This is a genomic window from Microlunatus soli, assembly GCF_900105385.1.
GTDB classification, from domain to species: Bacteria; Actinomycetota; Actinomycetes; order Propionibacteriales; family Propionibacteriaceae; genus Microlunatus; species Microlunatus soli.
Genome location: NZ_LT629772.1, coordinates 682,416 through 705,520, shown reverse-complemented (window position 1 = coordinate 705,520; position 23,105 = coordinate 682,416). Strand labels below are relative to the sequence as shown.

Sequence of the window (23,105 nt, the reverse complement as noted above, 5' to 3'; positions counted from 1 at the left end):
TTCCGCATGACCCCGGAGCCTTGAGAGGTCCTGGCGCCGGCGTTCACGGACGCCGGTCCTTCTTCCCAACACGCGGCGCGACTCCAGAACTCAGGAGTCGCCGCTCACCGACCGATGCTGACGTGGCCGATGGGCCCGCGTTCCGAAGCGACCCACGGTCGCGACCTGATCAGTCGACGGGTTACTGGTTGAAGAACGTCCTCAGTACACGGGCCATGAGTTCGGGGGCGACGACGTGCCCCTGCCCGTCGAGCGTGTGTCGTTCGGTCTGGGCGATGGCAGCGGTTATCGCTTTCGCGGAACGGTCGAAGAAGTCGGTCGGGAGGCCTGCGAACTGGGGCTCGGTGGCCGGACCTTCGGTGGTCACCAGGACCGACTGAGTGATGCGGGCAAGTCGGTTCGTGGGGATCTTGTAGCCACTCATGATCACGGTGTCTTTGACGAGCGTGTGGGCGAGCGCGACGGACGAGGCCCAGAGCGGGTGCTGTTTGCCAGCCGCGATGTCCGCGTCGGGTCCGCCGGTAAGCCTCATGAACAGTTCCAGGAGCTCCTCGTCCCGGCCGGCTTTGTATGCCTCGTCGGTGTCCGCGATGTACTGGTTGAACCTCGGCCACAGGTCGTCCCCGATCACGTACGGCACATCCCACACCGCGATCTTGTCGATCGCCGAACCGGCCGCTGCTGCCTCCAGCGCGAGGGCGCCGCCGGATGAGGCGCCGTACACGTGAGCTGAGCCGCCGGCTGTCGCAATCAGCGCGTCGAGGTCTTCCACCTCCCGCGCCACGGCGTACGGCGGTGTATTGCCGCTGGCGCCCCGGCCGCGTCGTGCGTAGTTGTAGACCGTGAAATGGTTGGCAAGGAGCCGGGCCAGTGGCGCGTTCTCAGCGCCGTCGTCCAGGGTGCCGCCGACGAGGATCACCGCCGGGCCAGTGCCTTTCCGGTCGTAGGCGATCCTCGTACCGTCGGCGGACGTCACACGAAGTGTCATCTCGTTCACGGCTTCTCTCCATTTCTCGATGTGTGGTCGTCACCGTCGGAGCATGTCGACCAGGATTGAGTTACGTGGGTTTGCTGCTCGGCTACTCCGACAACCCGGCCCACTCGGCCAACGCCATCACCGGTACAAGACCCCGAACTCCCGAAACCGGCCCGAAGTGCAAGTGGCGGAGGGGCCAAACCGGCGACCGCGGGGGTCTTGCCGAAGGTCTTGTTCAACCCTCTCGTCTCGATCGCGAACGTCCTCATGGTTCGATTCCTTCGCTCAGTGATGCGAACGGATTGGTGAGACTAGTCAAGTTTGATTACTTGCCCAGAATGCACCACGAGGAACGTCTAGTCAAGTTTGATTAGAACGCAGGTTGAGGTGAGCGGGGACCCGTTCGCCACGAACCCGGATCATCGGCCATGGTGTAGGCGCCCTCAGACAGTCGTTCGCTCAGGCTCTTCGCCCACTCCAGTTCGGTGCGTGCCTGTCCCGCCCACAGTTCGGCCTGCTCGCGGACGTGCTCGGGAGATTCCGGATTGGGGTGCTCCCGCCACGTGGCCTGCTCTACGAGCTCCGCCTCCAGGCGCGCGACCCGCTCGTTGACCTGGGCGATGGCATCTGTCCTGGTCAGCATGGGCAACATGGCGATAGCCGCGTTGAGCATGTCCGCGTCATGGGTGCGCCGCAGACCGTCGCGGACCAGTTCGACCATCTCGTCACGTCCCCGAGCAGTCACGCGGTACAGGATGCGCTCCGGGCCGGACTTGCCGGGCTCGGCCTGCTCGGTGAGGAGTCCGTCGGCGGCAGCCTTCTTGAGCGCGTGATAGACCGAGCCGGGGTTGATCTTGGCCCAGATTTCCGCGCGCCAGCTTTGTAGCTCGGACCGCACCTGGTAGCCGTGCGCGCCGCCGGACAGGTGCACGATACCGAGCACCAGGAGCTTCGTCGCCGACATGCGCCCACCTCCGCTCAATCTGCTCGGACTCGCTCCGCGCTGCTCAAACAAGTTCAATCGCCTCGGCAGCCAGCGCAAGCGCCGCCTGCGCTCGGCTCCTCAGTTGCAGGCTCGAGCATAGGAGCATCCCCGGTACTGACCACGGTGAGCACGCCGAACCCGATGCGGGCTGATCGTGCCGGAGGCGGCGACATCGGACGATCCGGCGCCACAGGACCCCGGACCGAGCCGCGATGAGATCCCATCTTCGCGGGGCGATGTCCACGCCGTCATTTCGCCCAGTGGCCGATCCGGTTGCGGACGCTTGTTGATCTTGATAGACCGACAGGCAGCCGGAACCGTCCACGGGCGTTGGGACTCGACCGACAGCGGAGCCGGGAGCTGCGGGCAGCTGGCCGACGACGACGGCCCGCGTGTCGAATCCGAGGGATCGCGTTCGACGTGGCAGTAGCAGAGTCGAGTCGGCCCCACGTCGTCCTACCGACAGGAGTATCTCGTGCGATCTCTCATCCTTCGGCACAGTCTGTCCCTCGACGGCTACGGTGCGCCGCCGCCCGGAGTGCCCGACGACTTCTTCGTGCCCTACGACGAGGACCCGGAATTCGTTACGCACATGGCCGAGGTGCTCGGCAGCGCGGGCGTGCACGCGATGGGTGCACAGGCCTATCGCGACATGGCGGGACACTGGCCGTTCCAGGACGGCCCGGAGGCCGAAGCGATGAACAGCATCCCGAAGGTGGTCTTCTCCCGTACGCCGATCGAGACGCCGTGGGCGACGACAACGGTGTGCTCGGGAGACCTGGCGACCGAGATCGCGGCCCTGAAGGAACAGGACGGTGGTCCGATCCTGGCGCACGGTGGCGTTCGTTTCGCCCAGGCCCTGGTCCGTGCCGATCTCGTCGACGAGTACCACCTGCTGATCGCTCCGGTCGCGCACGGCGGCGGCCGTCCGCTGTTCACCGATTTCACCCGCCTGAAGCTGGTCGAGGTGAAGTCCTTCCCGCGAGGCAACCTGGCGCTGACGTACACCCGCCCGGACACCGACGACCACAACCCGGAGCACCAATCGGCGTGACATCGGACCGGGACCTGGGGTGCTCCCGGGTCAGGCCGTCCCGTCGGTCGAGGCACGGACGACGAGGTGGCAGCCGACCTGTTCGCGGCCCGCGTGCGGGCGGCCGTCGATGGCGTCCAGCAGTCGATGTGCTGCGGTCCGGCCGACCTCGGCCAACCCCATGTCGACCGAGGTCAACGGCGGTCTCGCGCCCTCGGTGAGCAGCTCCCAGTTGTCGGTGCCGGTGATCGCGACGTCCTCCGGGATCCGCCGACCAAGGTCACGCAGTGCGTCGATGCCGCCCCGAGCGAGCAGGTCGCTGCCGTAATGCACGGCGTCGATCTCCGGGTGTGCACGCAGCAGGATCTGGGTGGCCTGTCGACCCCAGGCCTCGGTCCAGCCACCGAACATCGGTGCGCCGACCAATGTCGCGTCACCCGCCTGCAATGCCGTACGCAGCCCGGCGAGCCGTTGATGGACCGCATCGAAGTCGTCGGGACCGGTGACGTGCGCGATCTGCCGACGGCCCAACCGCAGCAGGTGTTCGCCGGCCAGCGTGCCGGAAGTCCGATCGTCGACCACCACCGAACAGTCCTGCTGATCGGCGGACGGGGTGAGGGCGTAGACGACCGGGAGGTCGCCGGTGCCGGCCAGCGGTGGCCGCTGATTGGAGCTGCGCCCGGTCACGATGAAGCCGTCCACGCGGCGTTCCAACAGGACCTCGACGTAGTGCCGTTCGCGGATCGGGTCACCGCGGCTGTCGCACAGGAAGACCGACATCCGACCGGCGCCCAAGGCGTCCTCCGCGCCGAGCATCACCGGCACACTGAAGCGTTCGAAGCTGTCGGTGGTGATCACCCCGACGGTGAAACTGCGCCGTCCGAAGACGCTCCGGGCCAACGCGTTCGGACGGAAGTCGAGCTCGGCGGCGGCGGACCTGATCCGCTCCCGGGTCGCGGAGCTGATCTGTCCGGTCCCGTTCAACGCCTTCGAGACGGTCCCGGGGGAGACACCGGCCCGGCGCGCGACGTCGCGTACCGTTGCCCGGTGGTCGGGTCCGCGGTGCCCGGTGGTCGGCGTCGTGTCGGCCACATGTCCTCCTGCCTACGTTTTCCGGAAACAGGGTAGCGGTTGCCCGGCGGGCGGCCCGGTCCCACACCTCGCTTCGCACCCGTTGACGTGTCGATTCGATCCTCCGTAAGCTTTGGGAAACATGTTGCCGAAGTTTCATCGAGGAGGACCAGTGCCGGTCTCGGCGCGCGTGCCCCGGTTTCCCGGCCGGGCCACCATCCGGTGGCAGGATCACCGTTATCCCGAACCCGGTCCGGGTCAGCTGCGGATCGCGATCACCGCGAATGCGATCTGTGGCACCGACCGCCATGAGTTCTACGACGGCAGCGCGATCGTTCCCGGGCATGAGGCCGCCGGCGTGGTCGAATCGGTCGGCTCCGACACCACGATCGCGGTCGGTACCGCCGGTGTGATCTACCTGATGGATTTCTGCGGTGCCTGCCGCAGCTGCCGGTTCGGCGCGACCAATCAGTGCCTGGCCAAGCGGGGCGACGTCGGTCAGAACACCGACGGCGGCTACGGGCCGTATGCCGTGGTGCACGAGAGCAACTTCTTCGCCGTCCCCGCCGATCTCGATCCGGCGACGGCCACCATGCTGCTGGACGTGATGGGCACCAGTTCGCACGCCATCGCCCGGGCCCGGCTGCTGCGCTCCGACATCGAGGCCGCCTACGTCGCCGGCGCGGGGCCCATCGGGCTCGGCCTGCTGGTGATGCTCAAGGTGCGGCTCGGCCGCGACCTACCGGTGACCGTCTCCGATGTCAGCCGCTGGCGGCTGGACTTCGCCGAGAGCCTGGGCGCGGTCCCGGTGCCGGCCGACGACCGGGACGCTGTGCTGGCCTGCGGCGCCGACATCAGCTTTGATACCTCCGGCCGGCAACAGGCCCGGGAACTGGGCCTGGCCGCCAGCAGCAAGCGGGGCGGGTTGATCTGTGTCGGCCACGGCGAAGGTATGAGTCTCGACGTCTCCGGCGATCTGATCGCCCCGGAACGGGCCGTACTCGGCAGCGAGTATTTCCGCTTCGACGAGTTGCCCGGCAATCTCGATCTGTTGCTGGCCGAACAGGACTACATCTCCCGGGTGATCACGCATCGCTTCGACGTCTCCGACATCGACGAGGCGTTCGGCACGTTCTTCTCCGGCCGCAGCGGCAAGGTCGTCGTCACCCAGCAACGATCTCTGAAGGGGGAACGATCATGATCGCGGCGGACCGGCCGCTGCGGGTTGCGGTGGTCGGCGCCGGCGGCTGGGGTGAACAGCATGCCCGGATCTTCGCCGGCCGCGACGACTGCGAACTGGTCGCCGTCGCCGGCCGAACCGTCGACCGCACCAATCGGCGGGCGGCCGCCTACGGCAGTGTCGGCTACACCGACCTGCACCAGATGATCACCGAGACCACACCGGATCTGGTCACCGTCTGTCTGCCGAACGAAGATCATTATCGGACCACTCGGTTCTTGATCGACTCCGGGATGAACCTACTGGTGGAAAAGCCGTTGGTCTTCGATCTCTCCGAGGCCGACGACCTGCTCGCCCGGGCCGAACGGCAGCAGATCTTCTTCGCGATCAACTTCAACCACCGTTACGCCGAAGCGGTGCAGCGGGCCAAGGCCGAGATCGACGCCGGGGCACTGGGTGATCTTGTCTTCCTGACCTGGCGATTCGGCGGCGAGGCCAATATCGGTCGATCGCCGCACGCCAACCTGATCGAGACCCAGTGCCACGGCTTCGACCTACTGGAGCAACTCGGTGGCCCGATCGACACCGTCGCAGCTCAGATGGCCGATCACACCTATGGCGCCTGTAGCACGGTCGCGCTGGCCCTGTCCTTCACCTCCGGAGCGGTCGGCACCCTGCTCGGCAGCTACGATTCCTCTTACGCCTTTCCCGACAGCCAGCTGATCGAGATCAATGGCACCAAGGGTCGGGCGACGATCCATGACACCGTGCAGCGGCTGACGGTCTCCAGCCACGGTGACGAGACCGCCCGGGTCTGGCAGCCGGGCTACTTCGGCGACGATGCGCGATCCTTCCGGCACACCTTCGATCGGTACGTCGACGCGCTGCTGGCAGCCCTGAGAGCCGACGGCCCGCCGCCGGTCCCGGCCGCCGCCGGTCGTCGCGCGCTGCAGCTGGCAACGGCCGCGATCGCCTCACACGAAAGGGGAACGCGGGTTCCGGTCGACGAGTTCGATCCGGCCTGAACCGTTCGCGCTGCGCACTGGTCAGCGGTGGCGCAACTCGGCGCCGATCACCGCGGCCTGGCTACGGCGCTCGACACCCAGCTTGGCGAACAATCGCGAGGTGTAGTTCTTCACCGTCTTCTCCGACAGGAACAGCCGCTCGCCGATCTGCCGGTTGGTCAGCCCGTCGGCAATCAGGTCGAGGACTTCCCGCTCCCGAGCACTCAGGCCCTTCAGACGCGGATCGGTGGACTGCTCGGTGACCACCCGCTGCACCACCTGCGACGCCACGGCGGGATCGATCAAGGACCGCCCGGCGGCCACCTGCCGGATGGCGTCGACCAGGCCCGAGGTGCGGACCTCCTTCAGCACATAGCCGGACGCACCGGCGAGCACCGCGCTCAGCACGGCGTCATGATCATCGTAGGAGGTCAGGATCAGGCAATGCGTCGCCGGAGCAGCCGACCGGATGTCGCGGCAGGCATCGATTCCGCTGCCGTCGGGCAGCCGCATGTCCAGGACAGCCACGTCGGGTCTGATGGCCAGCACGCGGGGAACCGCCTCGGCGACGGTCGCCGCCTCGCCGACGATCTCCAGGCCCGGTACGGCGGCGAGCAACTCCGAGATGCCGTGCCGGACAACCTCATGATCATCCAGCAGGAAGATCCGGATCGGTTCGGTCATGGCACCTCCACACTCCAGGTCGCCACCGTACCGCCGCCGGGGTCAGCGGACAGGGTGAGTCGACCACGGCGTCGCTCGGCCTGCGCGGCCAGCTCGGTCAGAGCCGCGGTGCGCTCGTCGGAGATCGGGGTCGGGCCATTGTCGGTGACCGTGATCGTCAGCCGGCTGCCGTCCAGCTTGACCTCGACCGCGGCATCGGTTGCCTGCGCGTGCTCGACGACCGAGCCGAGCAACTGCCGTACGCAGTCGACCGCCTCGCCGCTGATCGGCTCGCCGAGCGACACCTCGACCAGTCCGGTGACCGCGACGCTCGGACGAAATCCCAGCGCCGGGACGACCCCGTCGACCGCAGCCAGCAGCTGTTGTCGCAGGCCGTTGGGCGGAGTCCGGGCATCGCTGTGCAGGGCAAAGATGCTGGTCCTGATCCGGCGGATCGCCCGATCAAGATCATCGACCCGCTGGCGGAGTAACTCGGCATTCGGATCGAGATCGCCGAGCCGGCTGGCGATGCTCTCCAAACTGAGGCCGACACCGAACAGTTCCTGGATGACATGATCATGGAGGTCGCGGGCGATCCGCTGCCGATCCTCCAGCATGATCATCTTCTGCTCGGCGTCACGGGCGTCGGCGATCTCCAGGGCGATACTGGCGTGCGCGGCGAAACCGGCAGCCATCGACATCTCCACGGTGGTGAACGGATGACGACCACGACGCCGCGCCAGACTCAACACGCCACGGGCGTCTTCCGGCCCTCCGAGTGGCAGCACGATGATCGGGCCGGTGTCGAGCACGCCGATCCGTTGCGTCACCGGTTGGGTGGCCAGGCTCGCGCCGTCCCGAGCCATCACCGGGCTGCCGGTGGTGATCACACTGCCCGCCAGCGTGTCGCTCAGGCTGAACCGTCGGGCCAACAGGTTGTCGGCTCCCTCGCCGATGGCGTACTCGATCACCACGGTCGCCCGATCCGGGGCCAGCAACGCGACCGACACCAGGTCGGCATCGGAGATCTCGATGGTCCGTTGCGCGATGACATGCAACGGGTCCTCGCCGGCGGTGCTGAACAGTTGCCCGTGGACGTCGTTGGAGGCCTGCAGCCAGCGCTGCTGCAGCTGAGCCTCCTGATACACCCGTGCATTGCTGATCGCGTTACCGGCCGCACCGGCCAGCATCCTGACCAGTTCTTCGTCGGCGGCGCTGAACTCGCCGCGCGAGCTGTTGGCCAGATAGAGGTTGCCGTAGACCTCGTCGCGGACATGGATCGGCACCCCGAGGAACGAATCCATCGGCGGATGGTTCGGTGGAAAGCCGACCGACCGTGGGTCGTCGGTCAGGTCACGCAGCCGGATCGCGACCGGGTCGTCGATCAGGGCACCCAGCAGCCCCTTGCCCTCCGGGAGATGGCCGATCTCGGCGACCGTCTCGGCGTCGATCCCGACATGGAGGAAGCGTTCCAACCTCCGATCCTCCGAGATCACTCCCAGAGCGGCGTACCGGGCGCCGGACAATGTGCGCGCGGAGTCGGTGAGCCGCAGCAACACCTGCTCCAACGACAGGTCGCTGCTGATCGTCTCGATCGCCAGCACCAGAGACCGCAGGCGTTCCAGGGCCGGGTCGGACGCGGATCCGGGATCGACGATCTGGTCGATCAGTTCGTCGAGCTCGGACGTCTGTCCGTCCGATGACCGGAGGTCAGGATCAGGCTGTCCGGACATGCCCGCCAGATTACGCCGTTGCCGCCTGTTGCTCGACTGTGCCTTCGCCGCCCGACTCGACGATGACATCCACCAGCCGGCGACGGCGGGTGGCCGGACTGGGAGGTGCGTGGCCGATCTGCAGGACCACGATCGGATCGACGGTGAGCCCCATGGCCGTCCGCAGTCGTTGCCGGATCGCCGGAACCTGGGCGGCATCGCTGGACAGGCCGGCCTGGAGTCGGCGGCCGGTCAGTTCCAGCAGGACGCGTTGCAGGGCCTCACCGGCACGCATCCAGTCCGGAGCCGACTCGGTCCGGGCACACAGCAGCATCGGCAGTCCGCCGGACGGGTCGGTCAACACGGCCGGGTCGTCGGTCGGCGTCGGAGAGTAGCCGGCGGTGACCGACCAGGCCCGTCGTTCGGCGCGGTGGCTCGGCTCGGCCGTACTCATCGCAACGGCCCGCTCGGTGAGCTCGCGCAGCGTCCTCGGTTGATCACCGACCAGCGGGACCAGGACCGCGCCCTCGGCGAGGGCGGCGATCGGTAGCCGCTGCAGCAGATCCGCCGGGACGTCGGCATCGGTGAACGGTTGCCGGTTCGTGCGGCGGGCGTCGGCGACCAGCGCCAGGTCGCCGATCCCTGTGCTGTCAGCGGGCTGGTCGTCGGAGACCGTCACCGTCGCCAGCAGACGTGACCGAGCGCTCGGCCGCTCGTCGGACTCGTGTCGTCGGACACTGACACCGATGCCTTCGGCGGCCAGCGCAGCACGAGCGTTGAACAGCGCGCATCCGCAACTCATGATCAGCAACCGACCCTCCGGGTCGTGCGCCAGCAACTGTCGTTCCGGATCGGACCACAGTTGCAGGGTGCTCGCGGTGAGTCGGAAATGCCACGGCTGGGTGTTGTAGATCGAGGCGGCGAGGGTCCCGCAGACGGCGGCACGACGGAGCGCAGCCGCCGAACATGCGTTGTTCGCCATCTGCCTGCTCCTTGCCCCGAACGGGCCCCCTGCCCGGTTGGGCACCAGTATCGACAGCCGGTGAGCCACGCGCTAGTGCCGTGAGTCACTACTTCGTCCGGCCAGCCAGGAGCGGACGCTCAGCACCCGGTCGACTCTCGGCTCCAGCTCAGCAAGCAGCCTCGGCACGGCGGTGACGGCCTCGGCGCGACGTTGGTCGCCGTCATCACGCAGACCGGCGACGCGTTCCAGGCACAGGCCGAGCCAGTCCAGGCTGATCCGCAGGTCGATCGCCAGATCGGTGGGGCCGATGTCGACGGGGTCGCCGCCAGCAGCGCGATAGCCGGCGACCACGGCACGGGCAACGTCCCGATGCTGCCAGACCGCCAGCGACATGGCGGTCCGGGCCAGCTCCTGCCGCGCCGGCCAGGGTGCGGCGACGTCCCAGTCGCAGAGCACCGGACCGCCGGCTGTGATGATCAGGTTCTTCTGATCGACGTCGCCGTGGCTCATCGGTTGGCCACCGAAGTCGGTGACGGCGTCGCGCAGCAGTTCGCCGACCTCGCGGACCACGGGCGCCGCGTCGGCCGCCCGGTCGGCCAGCACCGGATCGCCCGTTCGGACCCGGCCGACCAGTTCGTCCCAGCCGTCGATGGTCTGTTGATCATGGACCGGGAAGACGTCGGCTCTGCCAGGATGATGATCGAGTGCGTGCATCCGCGCGAGGTCCCCGCCGACCCGGTGAGCGATCTCGGGTGAGACCGGACCGTCGCCGCACGGTTCGCCGTCGGCCCACTCGTGCACCCGTACCGTGACGCCTTCTCGACGAGGGACACTGGGCCGCTCGCCCGGAAGATCGGCGAGCACCGACCCGTCAGTCGTCAGCATCGGTCGCGGCATCGCGATACCGGATCGGTGAGCAGCCAACTCGAAAGCGGCGGCCTCGAGCAGCCAATCCTTCCAGTGCGGATCCCGCCACGGGTTGAGCAGTTGTTTGACGGCGTAACGGCCTTCGGACGTGGTGAGCCGGTAGACCCTGTTGGACCAGGCCCGCCCGATCGGTGCGACGTCGACGACCTCGCCGGGCAGGCCGTACGCGTGCAGCACGTCCGCGATCGAGAAGTCCGGTCTCACGACGTGCTTTCGGACAGTCGCTCGATCAGACCGATCGCGTCGTACGGCGCCCGGACCTTGGCGTCGTTGTCGAAGTAGACGAACACGTCGTCCACCTGGTCGGCCCAGGAGTTGATCTTGTCGGCCCAGGCGTCCAGTGCACTCGGCGGGTAGCCACTGACGTACAGCTCGTCGGCGCCGTGCAGTCGCAGATAACCGAAGTCGGTGGTGAGCTGCTCGATCTGCGGCCATCGACCGGCGGTGTCGGCGATCACCAGCGCGATCCGATGATCATGGAGCAGATCGATCAGCTCCGGTGTGTTGAAGGTGTCGTTGCGGACCTCCACGGCATGCCGGATCGGCCGCTCGGGAGTCGCCGACTGCAGGTGCACCCGATCCTGGTCGAGTCGGTCATCGTGCTCCGACCCGACCGCGATCGCTTCGGCGTGGGTGCGGGGCAACGCGTCGAAGAAGGCGGTCAGCCGACCGGCGTCGTACGTCAGATCGGGCGCCAGCTGCCACAGCATCGGGCCGAGCTTGTCGGCCAGAGCGAGCGGGCCGGAAGCGAAGAAATTCGCCAACGACAGCTGCGGGTCGAGCAGTCGCTTCATGTGGGTGATGAACCGGCCGCCCTTGACGGAGAAGACGAAGTCGTCCGGCGTCTGTTCCCGCCAGTTGGCGAAGCTGCTCGGTCGCTGCAACGCGTAGAAGGTGCCGTTGACCTCGATCGAGGTGAGCCGTTCGGCGGCGTAGCCGAGTTCTTGGCGGTGCGGCAAGCCTGCGGGATAGAAGCTGCCTCGCCAGGGCTGATAGGTCCACCCCGAGATGCCGACTCTGATCATGACCCGATCCAATCATGGCCCGCTATAGTCGGCCTCCTCATATCGCGTACGGACGGAAGCCGGTGAAAATCCGGCGCGGTCGCGCCACTGTGACCGCAGCCGATGGCTGCGGGAGTCAGACCCGCCGGATGCGAGCCTTGTCGATGGGACGCGTCATCCCGGAAGGAAGTATCGCCACCGATGGCCGAGGCCAACCCTGTCCGCCCGACCGACCCTGTCCGTCTGATCACCACCTGGACCCGACGGGACTGGCTGCAGGCCGCCGGTCTGATCGGCTTCATCCTGGCTCTGCACGTCGTCGGTTTCGGATTGTTGATCACCGTGATCGCCCCGCAGCATCATCGGATCGGCGACACCGTCTTCGGTGTCGGCCTTGGCGTCACGGCCTACACCTACGGCCTGCGGCACGCCTTCGACGTCGATCACATCGCCGCGATCGACAACACCACCCGCAAACTGCGCTCCGACGGCGGCCGACCCAAGTCGGTCGGCTTCTGGTTCGCGATGGGGCACGCGACGATCGTCTTCGTGCTGGCGGCGTTGGTCGGTGCCGGTGCGCATACCGTCGGCAACTTGCTCAGCGAGGATTCGCCGGTCCGGCAGACCCTCGGTGTGATCGGCACAATGTCGTCGGGGCTGTTCCTGTATCTGATCGGCATCCTCAACCTGGTGGCGCTGATCGGAATCGGCCGGGTGTTCTGGCGGATGCGCCGCGGCGAGTTCGACGGCGATCGGTTGGAGGCCCAGCTGCAGAGCCGCGGACTGCTGGCCCGGATCCTTGCTCCGATCACCCGGGCGATCAAGCATCCGGTGCAGATGTTCCCGATCGGGTTGCTGTTCGGACTCGGATTCGACACCGCCACCGAGGTGGCGCTGCTGGTGTTGGCCGGGACCGGCGCGGCGACCGGGTTGCCGTGGTACGCGATCTTGGTGCTGCCGTTGCTGTTCGCCTGCGGCATGAGCCTGCTGGACTGTCTGGACGGGATCCTGATGAGCGTCGCCTACGACTGGGCGTTCCTGAAACCGGTCCGCAAGATCTACTACAACCTGACGATCACCGGGCTGTCGGTCGCGGTGGCGTTGCTGATCGGCACCATCGAGGTGGTGTCGGTGCTGCACGACAAGCTCGGTTGGCACAACACTGTTGTCGATGCGGTGGCGAGGATCAGCCTGGACAACGTCGGTTTCATGATCGTCGGACTGTTCGCCGTGGTCTGGCTGATCGCCGTCGCCTACTGGAAGATCGCTCGGGTCGACGATCGGTGGGCCTGACCGGTCGCATCCTGGAAGTCGGCACCAGTTTCGAGAGGGAGAGCCAAACGTGAGCACTGCCAGCGTGTCCGCGATACCGACGCCGAAGCGCACCCGCCGGGTGATCATCAACACCGACGCCAAGAACGAGGCGGACGATCAGTTCGCGATCGTGCACGGGCTGTTGACGCCGATGTTCGATGTCCGCGGGCTGATCCCGGCGCACTTCGGCACCCGGCGCAGTCAACGCAGCATGGCCGAGTCCCGCGAGGAGATCGACCTGCTGCTCGAGCTGCTGGGTCGTTCGGGGCAGGTCCCGGTCGCCGACGGTGCCGCCACACCGATTCCGCACGAGCGGACCGCGGTCGACTCGCCCGGCGCCCGGATGATCATCGAGGAGAGCAAGGTGGCGACCGCCGACGATCCGCTCTACGTGTCGTTCCTCGGCCCGCTGACCGACATGGCTTCGGCGATCCTGCTCGACCCGGCGATCGTCGACCGGGATGTGATCGTGATCTGGATCGGTGGCTTCGACTACACCGCGCCGCCGCCGGAGACCACGATCGAATTCAACCTGTCCAACGACATCGCGGCGGCCAACGTCGTCTTCGACTCCGGCATCACGATCTGGCAGGTGCCGCAGCCGGTCTACACCAAGGTGTCGGTGAGCTACGCCGAACTGATCGACACGATCGGCGGCAGTAGCGAGCTGGCCGACTATCTGATCCGCCAGTTGGTCGAGTGGAACGCGACCTGGCACGCCGAGCCGATCGAATCCCGTTCGCTCGGTGACTCGCCGGCGATCGGGTTGATGATGTTCCCGGCTGCCGGCCGGCTGCGTACGGTGCCGGCGCCGCGGTTCGGCGCCCAAGGTCAGTACGTCGTCGGTTCCGGCCATCCGATCCAGGTCTGTGAATCGTTCGACGTGCGCTTCCTGCTGGCCGACATGTTCGCCAAGATCCGGCTCTTCGGCCGATCCTGAGCGATTCTGGGGCCGCTGGGAGTGCGTGGGACAATGGTGCGGCTATGACAACTCTCCCGCTGGTCTTCGACGCGCCCAAACGTGGCCTGCCGCCGAAGCATCTCGCCGACTTCACCACCGCCGAACGGGCCGAGGCCGTCGCGGCACTGGGGGAGAAGCCGTTCCGGGCCAAGCAGCTGTCCAACCACTACTTCTCCCGGTTGACCGTCGACCCGGAAGCGATGACCGACATCCCGGCCGCGTCCCGGGAACGGTTGGTCGGTCAATTGATGCCGACCCTGTTCACCGAGGTCCGCTCGGTGGCCGCCGACGGCGGCAGCACCCGCAAGGCGCTGCTCCGAGCACACGACGGCACGCTGGTGGAGAGCGTCCTGATGCGCTATCCGGATCGGGCGACGTTGTGCATCTCCAGCCAGGCCGGCTGCGGGATGGCGTGTCCGTTCTGCGCCACCGGGCAGGGCGGTCTGGAACGCAACCTGTCGACCGCCGAGATCGTCGACCAGGTGCGGTCTGCCGCGGCGGTGATGCGGGACGGTCTGATGCCCGATTCGTCCGGTACCCCGACGCCGGGTCGACTGTCCAACATCGTCTTCATGGGGATGGGCGAGCCGCTGGCCAACTACAAGCGGGTGGTCGCCGCGGTCCGCCGGATCACCGAGCCGGCGCCGTCCGGCCTGGGCATCTCGCAGCGTTCGGTCACGGTGTCGACCGTGGGCCTGGCACCGGCGATCCGCAAGCTCGCCGACGAAAAGATGCAGGTCCGGCTCGCGGTATCGCTGCACACTCCGGACGACGAACTCCGCGACACCCTGGTGCCGGTGAACAATCGGTGGTCGATCGACGAGGTGCTCGAGGCAGCCCGCTACTACGCCGACACCTCCGGCCGCCGAGTCTCCATCGAGTACGCCTTGATCCGCGACATCAACGACCATCCGTGGCGGGCCGACCTGCTGGCCAAACGGTTACGCCAGCATCTGGGACAACTGGTGCACGTGAACGTGATCCCGCTGAACCCGACCCCCGGCTCGAAATGGGACGCCAGCCCGAAGCCGGTCGAACGGGAGTTCGTCCGCCGGGTCAACGCCGGCGGGGTCGCCTGCACCGTCCGCGACACCCGCGGTCAGGAGATCGCCGCGGCCTGCGGCCAGCTCGCTGCCCTGGAGAACTGACACCCTCGCCAAGATCCCTGATCTTGTCGAAGAACCCTGAGCCTGTCGAAGGGCCACCAATCACCCTGGAGGATCGATGCCAGACCGCCCGCCGATCGCCGAACAGCTCGACCTCGCGGCACATCCGGAGGGCGGCTGGTTCGCCGAGACCTTCCGATCCGATGCCGAGGTGTCGGTCGACCGGGCGGGCCGTCCGGTGTCCCGCTCCGCCGCAACCTTGATCAACTTCCTGCTGGCAGCCGGTGAATCATCGGCCTGGCACGTCGTCGCCTCGACCGAGATCTGGATCTGGCAGGGGCCGGGGACCATCGATCTGCAGCTCGGCGGCGACGGCGAAAGCCCCGATGATCAACAACCGGTCCGTCGGCTGGGTGCCGATTTCGCCGCCGGAGAGCTGGCCCAGCTGATCATCCCGCCCGGTGTCTGGCAGCGGACCCTGCCCGGTGATCAGGACGCGCTGGCCAGCTGCCTGGTGTCACCCGGCTTCGACTTCGAGGACTTCCGGCTCGCCGCGTCGTAACTGCCGTAGTCCCTCGGCCGATCTTCTGGCGGATCAGAGCTCTGAGGGCGGGAATTCTGGACATTCGGCCGTTCTACGGTCGGCCGCGGTGACGATTCGCCGTGCCAGAAACTCGGACGAGTGTCCACAATTCGCAGGGGTGACCAGCAGCCGATGACGCATGATGAGGCTGATCACCGACGAACGCGAAGGACATCATGAAGCTGCTGCTGACATCGGGCGGTGTCACGAACCGGACCATCGCCGACGCCCTGGTCGACCTGCTCGGTCGACCGATCGAGGAGTCCGACGCGCTCTTCATCCCGACCGCCCAGTACGGCCAGCCCGCGTGTTCACCGGTCTCGGTCCGCAACGCCATCGCAGGCGGCCTGTGTGATCTGGGCTGGAAATCGGTCGGAGTTCTCGAGCTGACGGCACTGGCCAGCATCGGCGCGGACCGTTGGGTCCCGTGGGTCCGGGAGGCCGACGTGCTGCTGGTCGGCGGCGGCGAAGCGACCTACCTGGCGCACTGGATGCGACAGTCCGGGCTGGCCGATCTGCTGCCGTCCCTTGACGAAACGGTCTGGGTCGGGCTGAGCGCCGGAAGCATGGCGCTCACTCCTCGGATCGGCGACGAGTTCGTGGACTGGTCGGCAGCCGAGGACGATCGGACGCTGGGTGTCGTCGACTTCTCGATCTTCCCGCACCTGGACTACCCCGACTGGCCCGAGAACACCCTGGCCAGTGCACGCAGCTGGGCGACGAAGATCACCGGGCCGGCGTACGCGATCGACGACGACACCGCAATCACGGTGGTCGGCGACCGGGTCGAGGTGATCTCCGAGGGGCACTGGGAGCCGCTCAACGCCTCGTGACACGGGCGTTGTCGTCGATCGATCCAGGATCATCGACCGAGGGGCGGTCGGCGCGGCGTCACCAGTCCGGAGTCGTACGCAGTGATCACCAGTTGGGCACGGTCCCGGGCGCCCAGCTTGTGCAGCAGCCGTCCCACGTGGGTCTTCACCGTGCCGAGTGCCACCTGCAATTGTCGGGCGATCTCGGTGTTGGACAGCCCGCGGCCGATCAGCACCAGCACCTCGCGTTCCCGTTCGGTGATGCCGTCCGGCCCGTGCCCGACGCCCGACGGGCCCGTTCCGGTGAACGCGGCGATCAGTCGGCGAGTGGCGGACGGGGCCAACAGCGCCTCGCCCGCGGCGACCAGCCTGATGCCGTGCAGGAGTTCGCTTGCGCCGGCGTCCTTGACCAGGAACCCGCTCGCCCCGGCCGCCAGCGCGGCGTAGACGTATTCGTCCAGGTCGAAGGTGGTCAGGATGAGGACGTGCACCGACGACAGCTCCGGGTCCGCGCAGATCCGGCGGGTCGCCTCGATGCCGTCCATCTCGGGCATCCGGACATCCATCAGAACCACGTCCGGCCGGTGTTCCCGGGCCGACCGGACGGCCTCGCAGCCGGTGCCGGCCTCGCCGATCGGTTCGAACCCGGGCGACGCGTCGAGCAGAGCCCGGAAACTCTCCCGGATCAGAGCCTGGTCGTCGGCCAGCAGCACCGCGATCTCCGACGGGTCGGCCGGTTCGGTTCGGTATCGCATCTGGGTCCCGTCTCCCCGTGTCGTCATCTCCTCATCCCGTCCTCCTGGGGAACGTACGGCAGGTCGGCGATCACCTGGAAGCCGCCCTCGGGGCGCGGGCCCGCCCGGAAGGTGCCGCCGTACATCGTCACCCGTTCCCGCATCCCGATGATGCCGTGGCCGCCGGCTGCCGGATCGGAGATCCGCCGGCCACGGCCGTTGTCGGCGATGGTGACCCGGACCAGCTCGTCGGCGGTCTGCACCGACACCCAGCAACGTTCGGCGTTCGCGTGTTTCAAGACATTTGTGACCGACTCCTGGACGATCCGGTAGACGGTGAGGTCGAGCGCTTCGGGCAATGCGTCGACCTCGCCGAGGGTCAGGTTCACTGCCAGTCCCGCAGACCTCAGCCGGGTGGCCAGGCTGGGCAGGTCGGACGTCCCCGGGGCCGGCGCCAGGTCGCCGAGCGGGTCGTCGTCGGCCCGCAGCACGCCGAGCAGTCGCCGGATCTCGGCGAGCGCTGATCGGCTGGTGTGCTCGATGGTCCGCAGGGCGGCGCGGGTCTCGGTCGGTCGTTCCTCGGCGATGTGGTTGGCCACCGTCGCCTTCACCGCGATCAGACCCATGCTGTGCCCGACGATGTCGTGCAGCTCGCGGGCGATCCGCAGTCGTTCCTCGGCCACCGCGTCGCGGGCGAGCCGACGGGCGAACTCGGCCAGTAACGTACGTCGCCATCGGACCAACCGGCCGACGGCCCAGGCGATGATCAACTCGGCGCCGACCATGCCGAGTTCGATCGGCCACCACAACGGCAGCTCGCTCGTCGGCGCCGTCACCGGGGTCACCTGGAATCGGTGGTAGATCCAGGGGATCGTCCGGGCGGGTACGGCCAGGCCGCCGACCAAGGCGAGGCCGGTCACGACGACTCTCCGACCCTCGGCGGCCACGGTGTAGAGCGCCAACGCCGTCGCCGCGTATGTCACCCAGAGGGCACCGATCCCGACGGCGCCGAGAAATGTTGCGACCGCGGTCGCCGCGACCAGGAAGCCGAAGATCGGCAGCGGCCAGCGGCGACGTACCGCCAGCGGCAACGCGACCGCGGCGCCGGCCACCCAAGCCAGCCACACCGGTCCGGTGAACGCCGGTCCGGGCGGGTCGAGCACGGCCCGGGTGGCGATGATCGACAGCAGCACGGCAACACCGCTGTCGATCAGCACGTCTCGTGTCGTTGATCGGTCCTGTCGCAGCACACGTCGACGCTATCGCCGGGTACGGGGCAGGTCGTCCGACCTGGGTCGGACGTCAGATCCCTGACCTGAGGCAGACGCGCCCGCCCGGTTTCGCTGACACGCTGGCATTCGCGTGCCGCCCCGAACCAACCGATGGGAGTCCTTGACATGACGGTGACCGCGAAGCCGACCGGTCCGAACGCCGCCGCGGATCTGCGGGCAGCGGGGGCGCTCGTCGGCGCAGTGCTGGTCGGTGCCGTCGGCGGGTACGCGGTGGCGACGCTGGCCGGTCTGCGCGATGTTCGGTGGGCCAACACCCAGGTCGCCTCTCTCGCGTCGGCGGCCGGTGGTCTGGTGCTGGGGGCGATCACCAGTGCCGTCCTGCTGGGCCGGCGCGGTCCGGCGTTCCTGATCCGAGCACCGGGCCCGATCGTGGGCTGGCCGGGAACACGACTCGGCGCCGGATCACTCGTCCTGGCGCCGTTGCTGCTGCTGGCCGGCGAGCTCGTCCGCTCCGGGCACTTCTACTTCTTTCCCGATCAACTGGCGGCGATGGAATCCGCCCGGGGCACCATCCTCACCTCCTATGCGCTCTACACCGCCGGGCTGGTCCTGATGATCCCGGCGTTCGTCGCGCTGGCCTCGATGATCGGTCGGGAACACCCGGTCTGGGGATTCTGGGCAGCCACGATCGCGGTGGTCGGCAGCACGGTGCGGATCTTCCAGGAGGGCATCAGCTTCCTCGCGCTGCAGTTGGTCGGGGCGCAGGGACTGGAGACGGCGACCAAGGCTGTCGATGCCACCTACGGCGCCTGGTACGTCCTGGAGACGTTGAACGGCAGCGACAATCTCGCCTGGGCGGTGCTCGCGATCGGTGCCTACCGGGCTCGGGTACTGGGCTGGGCGCCGGCGCTGGCGGTCGCGTTCATGATGACCCACTACAGCGGTGTGCTGAAGGGGACCGACCTGAATTCACTGACCGGTGCGCTGCTGCTGGCCGCCGCGTTGGTGCCGCTCGGCCTTCGCCTGTGGGCCGCCGCCGAACCGGTCTCCCGCAAGGTCTGGTGGCTCGGCGTCGTCGCGATCGCTGCCCTCGTCCTGCAATACCTCATCGCCGTGCTGAGTGGTTTCCGGAGTCTCGGATGATCATGGTCGCCGTTGATGGCAGCGGACACCCGAGTTGATCATGAAGGCCGGTGATCGCCGTGCTCCGGCCCTGGTCCGCGGGGACCTCCTTCGATGCAGGTCAAAACTCGACCGGGCGGGACCTTCCTGGCTGGCACCGTCGCGGGCGGACTCGTACTCGATCTACGGAAGGAACCACGATGCGAACATCCAACTTCGCTCGCAGGATCAGGATCGCCGGGCTGTTGGCCGGCGCAGCCGTGGCATGCGCCGCACCGGGGGCGCTGTCCACCGCGCAAGCGGACGTCAGTGCCAACTACGACCTCAAGGTCACCAAGCAGGGCGACGACAAGGCCGTGTTCGACAAGGACCGGCACATCTTCGACGTCTGCGACAAGGAGAGCGACAACCACGCGGTGTACGCGAAGTTCTCGTCCAATCCCGACAAGCTCTACTACGACTCCAACTCCGGTTGCGACCGGCACAAGGCGCCCGGACATTGGTACAAGCTCGGCGCCATGTATGTCTGCGAAAGCATCCCCTACTGGCCCGATTCGTGCAGCGACGGCGTTGTGCTGAAGACTCAGTAGCGCATCGATCATGATCTTTGTTGATCATGTTCGTGATCGTTGCCGCGAGCGATCATCGTCGTCGGGATGCGGAGGTGGTTCGGGCCGCGTTGATCACCGGCCAGTCGGTCGAAGAGCATCTCGGCGGCAGCTCGACCGATGTCGTCGACATTCTGACTGACCACCGAGATGCCACCCCGGATGACGTCGGCCAGCGGGAAGTCGTCGAAGGCCAGTACCGTCACCGGATCGTCGGCGTCGACGGCGCGGATCACAGCGTGTGCGGCGACCGAACTGGCGGCCAGGATCGCCGTCGGTGGTGCCGGTGCGGCCCGCCAGTGGGCGAGTTGCCGGCGCAGCCGCGGCACCTGATGGTTGCCGCGGACGACGATGCCGGCGTCGACCGGCAGACCGTGATCGGCGAGCGTTCGTCGGTAGCCGTCGTACCGCTCTGCCTGGGTGAACAGTTCCGGATCGTCGCCGACGAACGCGATCCGCCGATGGCCGCGCCGGTGCAGGAGTTCGATCGCCTCGCGGACGCCTTGCCGGTTGTCGCAGAGCACCGTGTCGGTCTCGACACCGTCGATCGGCCGGTCGACGCAGACGGTCGGAAGATCACGGACCAGCCGTGCGAGGTAGCGGCTGCCGATGCCGGTCGGCCAGAGGATCAGGCCGTCGACCCGGCGCGAAGTCAACGACTCGATCGCGTCCCGTTCGCGATCGGGTTCGTGATCGGTCAGCGAGACGGTGACCGCCGAATCATGATCACGGGCAACGGTCTCGATGGCCCGAGCCAGCTGGGCCTGGACCGGTTCGGCGATGTCGGCGCAGACGAAGCCGATCGAACGGGTCAGGTCCTTGCGCAGCATCCGGGCCGCGGAGTTCGGCCGATAGCCCAACGTACGGATCGACGCCTGGACCCGGGCTCGCATCGACTCGCTGACCGCGCGTTCACCGTTCAACACCCGGGACACCGTCTTCGCGCCGACCCCGGCGTGCCGGGCGACGTCATGGATGGTGGGGCGACGCGGCATTCCCACCTCCGACGCGAGTCCTGACACCGATGTCACCGGTGATCACCAGGGCAAACGCTATGCCATCGCCGACGGAGGCCGGCCGACGGCGTCCCGGTGGGTCGCCGAGGGTCCTACCGTGGCAGCACCTGATGATCATGCTCGCTGTCGAGACAGGACATTTTCATGCACCAGCTCTACTACCAACACCCCGGCACCTGGTTCGGAGACTGCATGCCGGTCTACGCAGCCGGGGCCTTCCAGCTCTTCCACCAGCGCGACACCCGACGCCCGGGTCCGTTCGGTGAACCGTTCGGCTGGGCGCTGGCCCGGACGACGGATTTCGTCGACTACGACGATCTCGGTGAGGTGATCCCGCGTGGCGCCGACGACGCCCAGGACCAGTTCATCTTCGCCGGCAGCGTGTTCGAGGCCGAGGGCCGTTTCCATGCCTTCTACACCGGATTCAATCGGGACTTCGCGGCGGACGGGAAGCCGGCCCAGGTCTTGATGCACGCGGTCAGTGACGACCTGGAGCACTGGACAACTCAGGACGGCGAACTGGTCGTGCCGCAGGACGGCTACGACCCCGACGACTGGCGCGACCCGTTCGTGCTTCGTGACGAGCCGAACGACCGGTGGGTGATGATCTTGGGGGCGCGCACCGGCGCGGACAAGCGGGCGCGAACCGGCCGTACGGTGTGGTTCACCTCGACCGATCTGGAGAACTGGGCGTTCCAGGGTGACTTCTGGGCACCCGGCCGCTACACGATGCACGAGATGCCGGACCTGTTCCGGATGGGGGATCGCTGGTATCTGCTGACCACCGAGTACAGCGACCGCAGCAAGACCGTGTATCGCAGCAGCGACAGCCTGCAGGGCCCGTGGAGTGCACCGGTCGACGACGCCTTCGACGGCCGGGCCTACTACGCCGCCCGGTCGGCCTCCGACGGCGAGCATCGCTACCTGTTCGGCTGGGTGGCGACCAAGGAGGGGGATGATGATCTTGGTGCCTGGCAGTGGGGTGGCACCCTGGTGGTGCACGAGGTGTATCAGCGTGCCGACCGGTCTCTCGGCGTACGGATCCCCGAAACGGTCCGGGCGGCGTTCTCACCGGCAACGGAGTTGATCACCGAGCCGATCGTGGTGTCGGCAGCCGACGGTCGGCAGACGGTCGAGCTGGGGGAGACGCCCGCCGGCGAACCGTTCCTGGTCAGCATGACGGTGATACCGCGCACGCTGCGCAGCTTTGCGATCGGCCTGTTCGGCGACCGGGCCGGCACCGATGGGTACGCCTTCACCGTCCGCGCCGGCGAACGCCGCATCGACTTCGACCGGGTCCCGAACTATCCCTGGTATCGCTACGACAACCGGGGTACGGAACGCCCGTTCACCGTCGAGCCCGGCCGCAGCTATCGGCTGGAGATCGTCGTCGACGACAGCATCGCCACCCTGTACGTCGACGGCGTCGCGCTGAACGCCCGTGCCTACGATCAGCCCGGACAACGGCTGTCGATCGCCGTCCAGGACGGCGAACTGCGGGTCGACGCGGTCACCCTGGCCACGAGATGATCATGATCCGGGGACCGATCGGATGGCTTCGGCGCGGGTGAGCATCAGGATGTCCATCCGACCCTGTTGCACGATCTCGTCCCGCTGGTTGATCAACGTCAGTTCGCGCTGCACGACACCGGTCGTGCCCTTGCTGGTCAACCGGGTGCCGACGATCTGGACGGTGCAGGTCAGCGTGTCGCCGATGAACACCGGATTGGTGAACCGCCAGCCATCGATGCCCAGCAGCGCGACCGAGCTGCCCTCGAAGGCACCGATCCGGGAGATCAGACCCAGGCACAGCGACGCACCGAGCATGCCGTGCACGATCCGTTGGCCGTAGCGGGTCTGCCGGGCGAACTCGGCGTCGGTGTGCACCTGGTTGTTGTCACCGGTCCAGGCCGCGAAGTTCACCACATCGGCCTCGGTGATCGTCTTGCCCGGTGTGGTGAAGGTCTGGCCGACGGCGAAGTCCTCGAAATACAGCGCTCCCATGCCCTCATGATCGCAGCCCGCCCGCCCCACAAAACCCGCCGACCCGCCAGTTTCTCCCCGACACGCCCGGCGTGTCGGGGAGAAACTGACGGGT

General features: G+C 67.5%; 23 protein-coding genes. 11 read left to right on the top strand and 12 right to left on the bottom strand.

The genetic code is table 11. The features are described 5' to 3' along the window. Positions 1-181: 181 nt before the first annotated feature. Together BLU38_RS03335 and BLU38_RS03330 are read right to left on the bottom strand one after the other, a co-directional pair. On the bottom strand, positions 182-988 hold the full coding sequence (locus tag BLU38_RS03335) for an alpha/beta fold hydrolase (RefSeq protein ID WP_172836261.1): 807 nt from the start codon (positions 986-988) through the stop codon (positions 182-184). Positions 989-1,346: 358 nt separating this feature from the next. Continuing rightward, a complete protein-coding gene (locus tag BLU38_RS03330; RefSeq protein WP_091519830.1) occupies positions 1,347-1,940 on the bottom strand; it encodes a PadR family transcriptional regulator in 594 nt (197 codons plus the stop codon). Between the two features lie 496 nt (positions 1,941-2,436). Between BLU38_RS03330 and BLU38_RS03325 the strand changes: the two genes are divergently transcribed. Continuing rightward, positions 2,437-3,015, top strand: coding sequence for a dihydrofolate reductase family protein (locus tag BLU38_RS03325; RefSeq protein ID WP_091519826.1), 579 nt, complete (start codon positions 2,437-2,439; stop codon positions 3,013-3,015). Between the two features lie 30 nt (positions 3,016-3,045). Here the strand turns inward: BLU38_RS03325 and BLU38_RS03320 are convergent, their stop codons facing one another. After that, positions 3,046-4,086 carry a LacI family DNA-binding transcriptional regulator gene (locus BLU38_RS03320; RefSeq protein ID WP_091519824.1) on the bottom strand — a complete coding sequence of 347 codons (1,041 nt, stop codon included), beginning with the start codon at positions 4,084-4,086 and terminating at the stop codon, positions 3,046-3,048. Positions 4,087-4,237: 151 nt separating this feature from the next. Here BLU38_RS03320 and BLU38_RS03315 point away from each other — a divergent pair, with 151 nt between their 5' ends. Further along, positions 4,238-5,266, top strand: coding sequence for an alcohol dehydrogenase catalytic domain-containing protein (locus BLU38_RS03315; protein ID WP_197679975.1), 1,029 nt, complete (start codon positions 4,238-4,240; stop codon positions 5,264-5,266). After that, on the top strand, positions 5,263-6,270 hold the full coding sequence (locus BLU38_RS03310) for a Gfo/Idh/MocA family protein (protein WP_091519817.1): 1,008 nt from the start codon (positions 5,263-5,265) through the stop codon (positions 6,268-6,270). The genes BLU38_RS03315 and BLU38_RS03310 overlap by 4 nt, the downstream gene beginning before the upstream one ends. 21 nt (positions 6,271-6,291) lie before the next feature. On the opposite strand, the gene BLU38_RS03305 is transcribed toward BLU38_RS03310, so the two are convergent. The 5 genes from BLU38_RS03305 to BLU38_RS03290 all read right to left on the bottom strand — a co-directional run bounded on the left by BLU38_RS03305 (position 6,292) and on the right by BLU38_RS03290 (position 11,540). Then, entirely contained in the window at positions 6,292-6,933 is a 642-nt protein-coding gene (locus BLU38_RS03305; protein ID WP_091519814.1) for a response regulator, read from the bottom strand. Further along, on the bottom strand, positions 6,930-8,645 hold the full coding sequence (locus tag BLU38_RS03300; RefSeq protein ID WP_172836062.1) for a sensor histidine kinase: 1,716 nt from the start codon (positions 8,643-8,645) through the stop codon (positions 6,930-6,932). Before BLU38_RS03300 ends, BLU38_RS03305 begins: the two co-directional genes overlap by 4 nt. A gap of 10 nt (positions 8,646-8,655) precedes the next feature. Beyond that, positions 8,656-9,606: a nitroreductase family protein gene (locus BLU38_RS31150; protein ID WP_172836061.1), complete on the bottom strand. Its 951-nt coding sequence runs from the start codon at positions 9,604-9,606 to the stop codon at positions 8,656-8,658. Positions 9,607-9,678: 72 nt separating this feature from the next. Beyond that, complete coding sequence (locus BLU38_RS03295; RefSeq protein ID WP_157683192.1) at positions 9,679-10,719, bottom strand: phosphotransferase; 1,041 nt, start codon at positions 10,717-10,719, stop codon at positions 9,679-9,681. Continuing rightward, a complete protein-coding gene (locus tag BLU38_RS03290; RefSeq protein WP_091531808.1) occupies positions 10,716-11,540 on the bottom strand; it encodes a DUF72 domain-containing protein in 825 nt (274 codons plus the stop codon). Before BLU38_RS03290 ends, BLU38_RS03295 begins: the two co-directional genes overlap by 4 nt. A 180-nt stretch (positions 11,541-11,720) precedes the next feature. On the opposite strand from BLU38_RS03290, the gene nicT reads away from it, so the two are divergent. The 5 genes from nicT (at position 11,721) to BLU38_RS03265 (ending at position 16,316) form a co-directional block, all read left to right on the top strand. Continuing rightward, a complete protein-coding gene (gene nicT, locus BLU38_RS03285; RefSeq protein WP_091519804.1) occupies positions 11,721-12,812 on the top strand; it encodes a Nickel transporter NicT in 1,092 nt (363 codons plus the stop codon). Positions 12,813-12,861: 49 nt separating this feature from the next. Then, on the top strand, positions 12,862-13,773 hold the full coding sequence (locus BLU38_RS03280; RefSeq protein WP_231920154.1) for a nucleoside hydrolase: 912 nt from the start codon (positions 12,862-12,864) through the stop codon (positions 13,771-13,773). A gap of 44 nt (positions 13,774-13,817) precedes the next feature. Beyond that, on the top strand, positions 13,818-14,942 hold the full coding sequence (rlmN, locus tag BLU38_RS03275; RefSeq protein WP_091519797.1) for a 23S rRNA (adenine(2503)-C(2))-methyltransferase RlmN: 1,125 nt from the start codon (positions 13,818-13,820) through the stop codon (positions 14,940-14,942). 76 nt (positions 14,943-15,018) lie between these two features. Then, a complete protein-coding gene (locus BLU38_RS03270) occupies positions 15,019-15,462 on the top strand; it encodes a cupin domain-containing protein (RefSeq protein WP_091519794.1) in 444 nt (147 codons plus the stop codon). A 197-nt stretch (positions 15,463-15,659) separates the two neighbouring features. Continuing rightward, entirely contained in the window at positions 15,660-16,316 is a 657-nt protein-coding gene (locus BLU38_RS03265) for a Type 1 glutamine amidotransferase-like domain-containing protein (protein ID WP_091519790.1), read from the top strand. Between the two features lie 29 nt (positions 16,317-16,345). On the opposite strand, the gene BLU38_RS03260 is transcribed toward BLU38_RS03265, so the two are convergent. Together BLU38_RS03260 and BLU38_RS03255 are read right to left on the bottom strand one after the other, a co-directional pair. Beyond that, positions 16,346-17,050, bottom strand: a complete 705-nt coding sequence (locus tag BLU38_RS03260) for a response regulator (RefSeq protein WP_091519787.1) — start codon at positions 17,048-17,050, stop codon at positions 16,346-16,348. A gap of 23 nt (positions 17,051-17,073) precedes the next feature. Beyond that, entirely contained in the window at positions 17,074-18,279 is a 1,206-nt protein-coding gene (locus BLU38_RS03255; RefSeq protein WP_231920153.1) for a sensor histidine kinase, read from the bottom strand. 147 nt (positions 18,280-18,426) lie between these two features. Here BLU38_RS03255 and BLU38_RS03250 point away from each other — a divergent pair, with 147 nt between their 5' ends. Beyond that, positions 18,427-19,404, top strand: a complete 978-nt coding sequence (locus BLU38_RS03250; protein WP_091519780.1) for a hypothetical protein — start codon at positions 18,427-18,429, stop codon at positions 19,402-19,404. Between the two features lie 179 nt (positions 19,405-19,583). After that, complete coding sequence (locus tag BLU38_RS03245) at positions 19,584-19,973, top strand: hypothetical protein (RefSeq protein ID WP_091519776.1); 390 nt, start codon at positions 19,584-19,586, stop codon at positions 19,971-19,973. 8 nt (positions 19,974-19,981) lie between these two features. Here the strand turns inward: BLU38_RS03245 and BLU38_RS03240 are convergent, their stop codons facing one another. Beyond that, positions 19,982-20,986 (bottom strand): LacI family DNA-binding transcriptional regulator, encoded by a 1,005-nt coding sequence (locus tag BLU38_RS03240; protein WP_091519773.1) that lies wholly within the window; start codon positions 20,984-20,986, stop codon positions 19,982-19,984. Between the two features lie 165 nt (positions 20,987-21,151). Between BLU38_RS03240 and BLU38_RS03235 the strand changes: the two genes are divergently transcribed. Next, positions 21,152-22,537, top strand: a complete 1,386-nt coding sequence (locus BLU38_RS03235; RefSeq protein WP_091519769.1) for a glycoside hydrolase family protein — start codon at positions 21,152-21,154, stop codon at positions 22,535-22,537. On the opposite strand, the gene BLU38_RS03230 is transcribed toward BLU38_RS03235, so the two are convergent. Continuing rightward, entirely contained in the window at positions 22,538-23,011 is a 474-nt protein-coding gene (locus BLU38_RS03230) for a MaoC/PaaZ C-terminal domain-containing protein (protein WP_091519766.1), read from the bottom strand. It abuts the gene before it with no gap. Between the last annotated feature and the right edge of the window lie 94 nt (positions 23,012-23,105).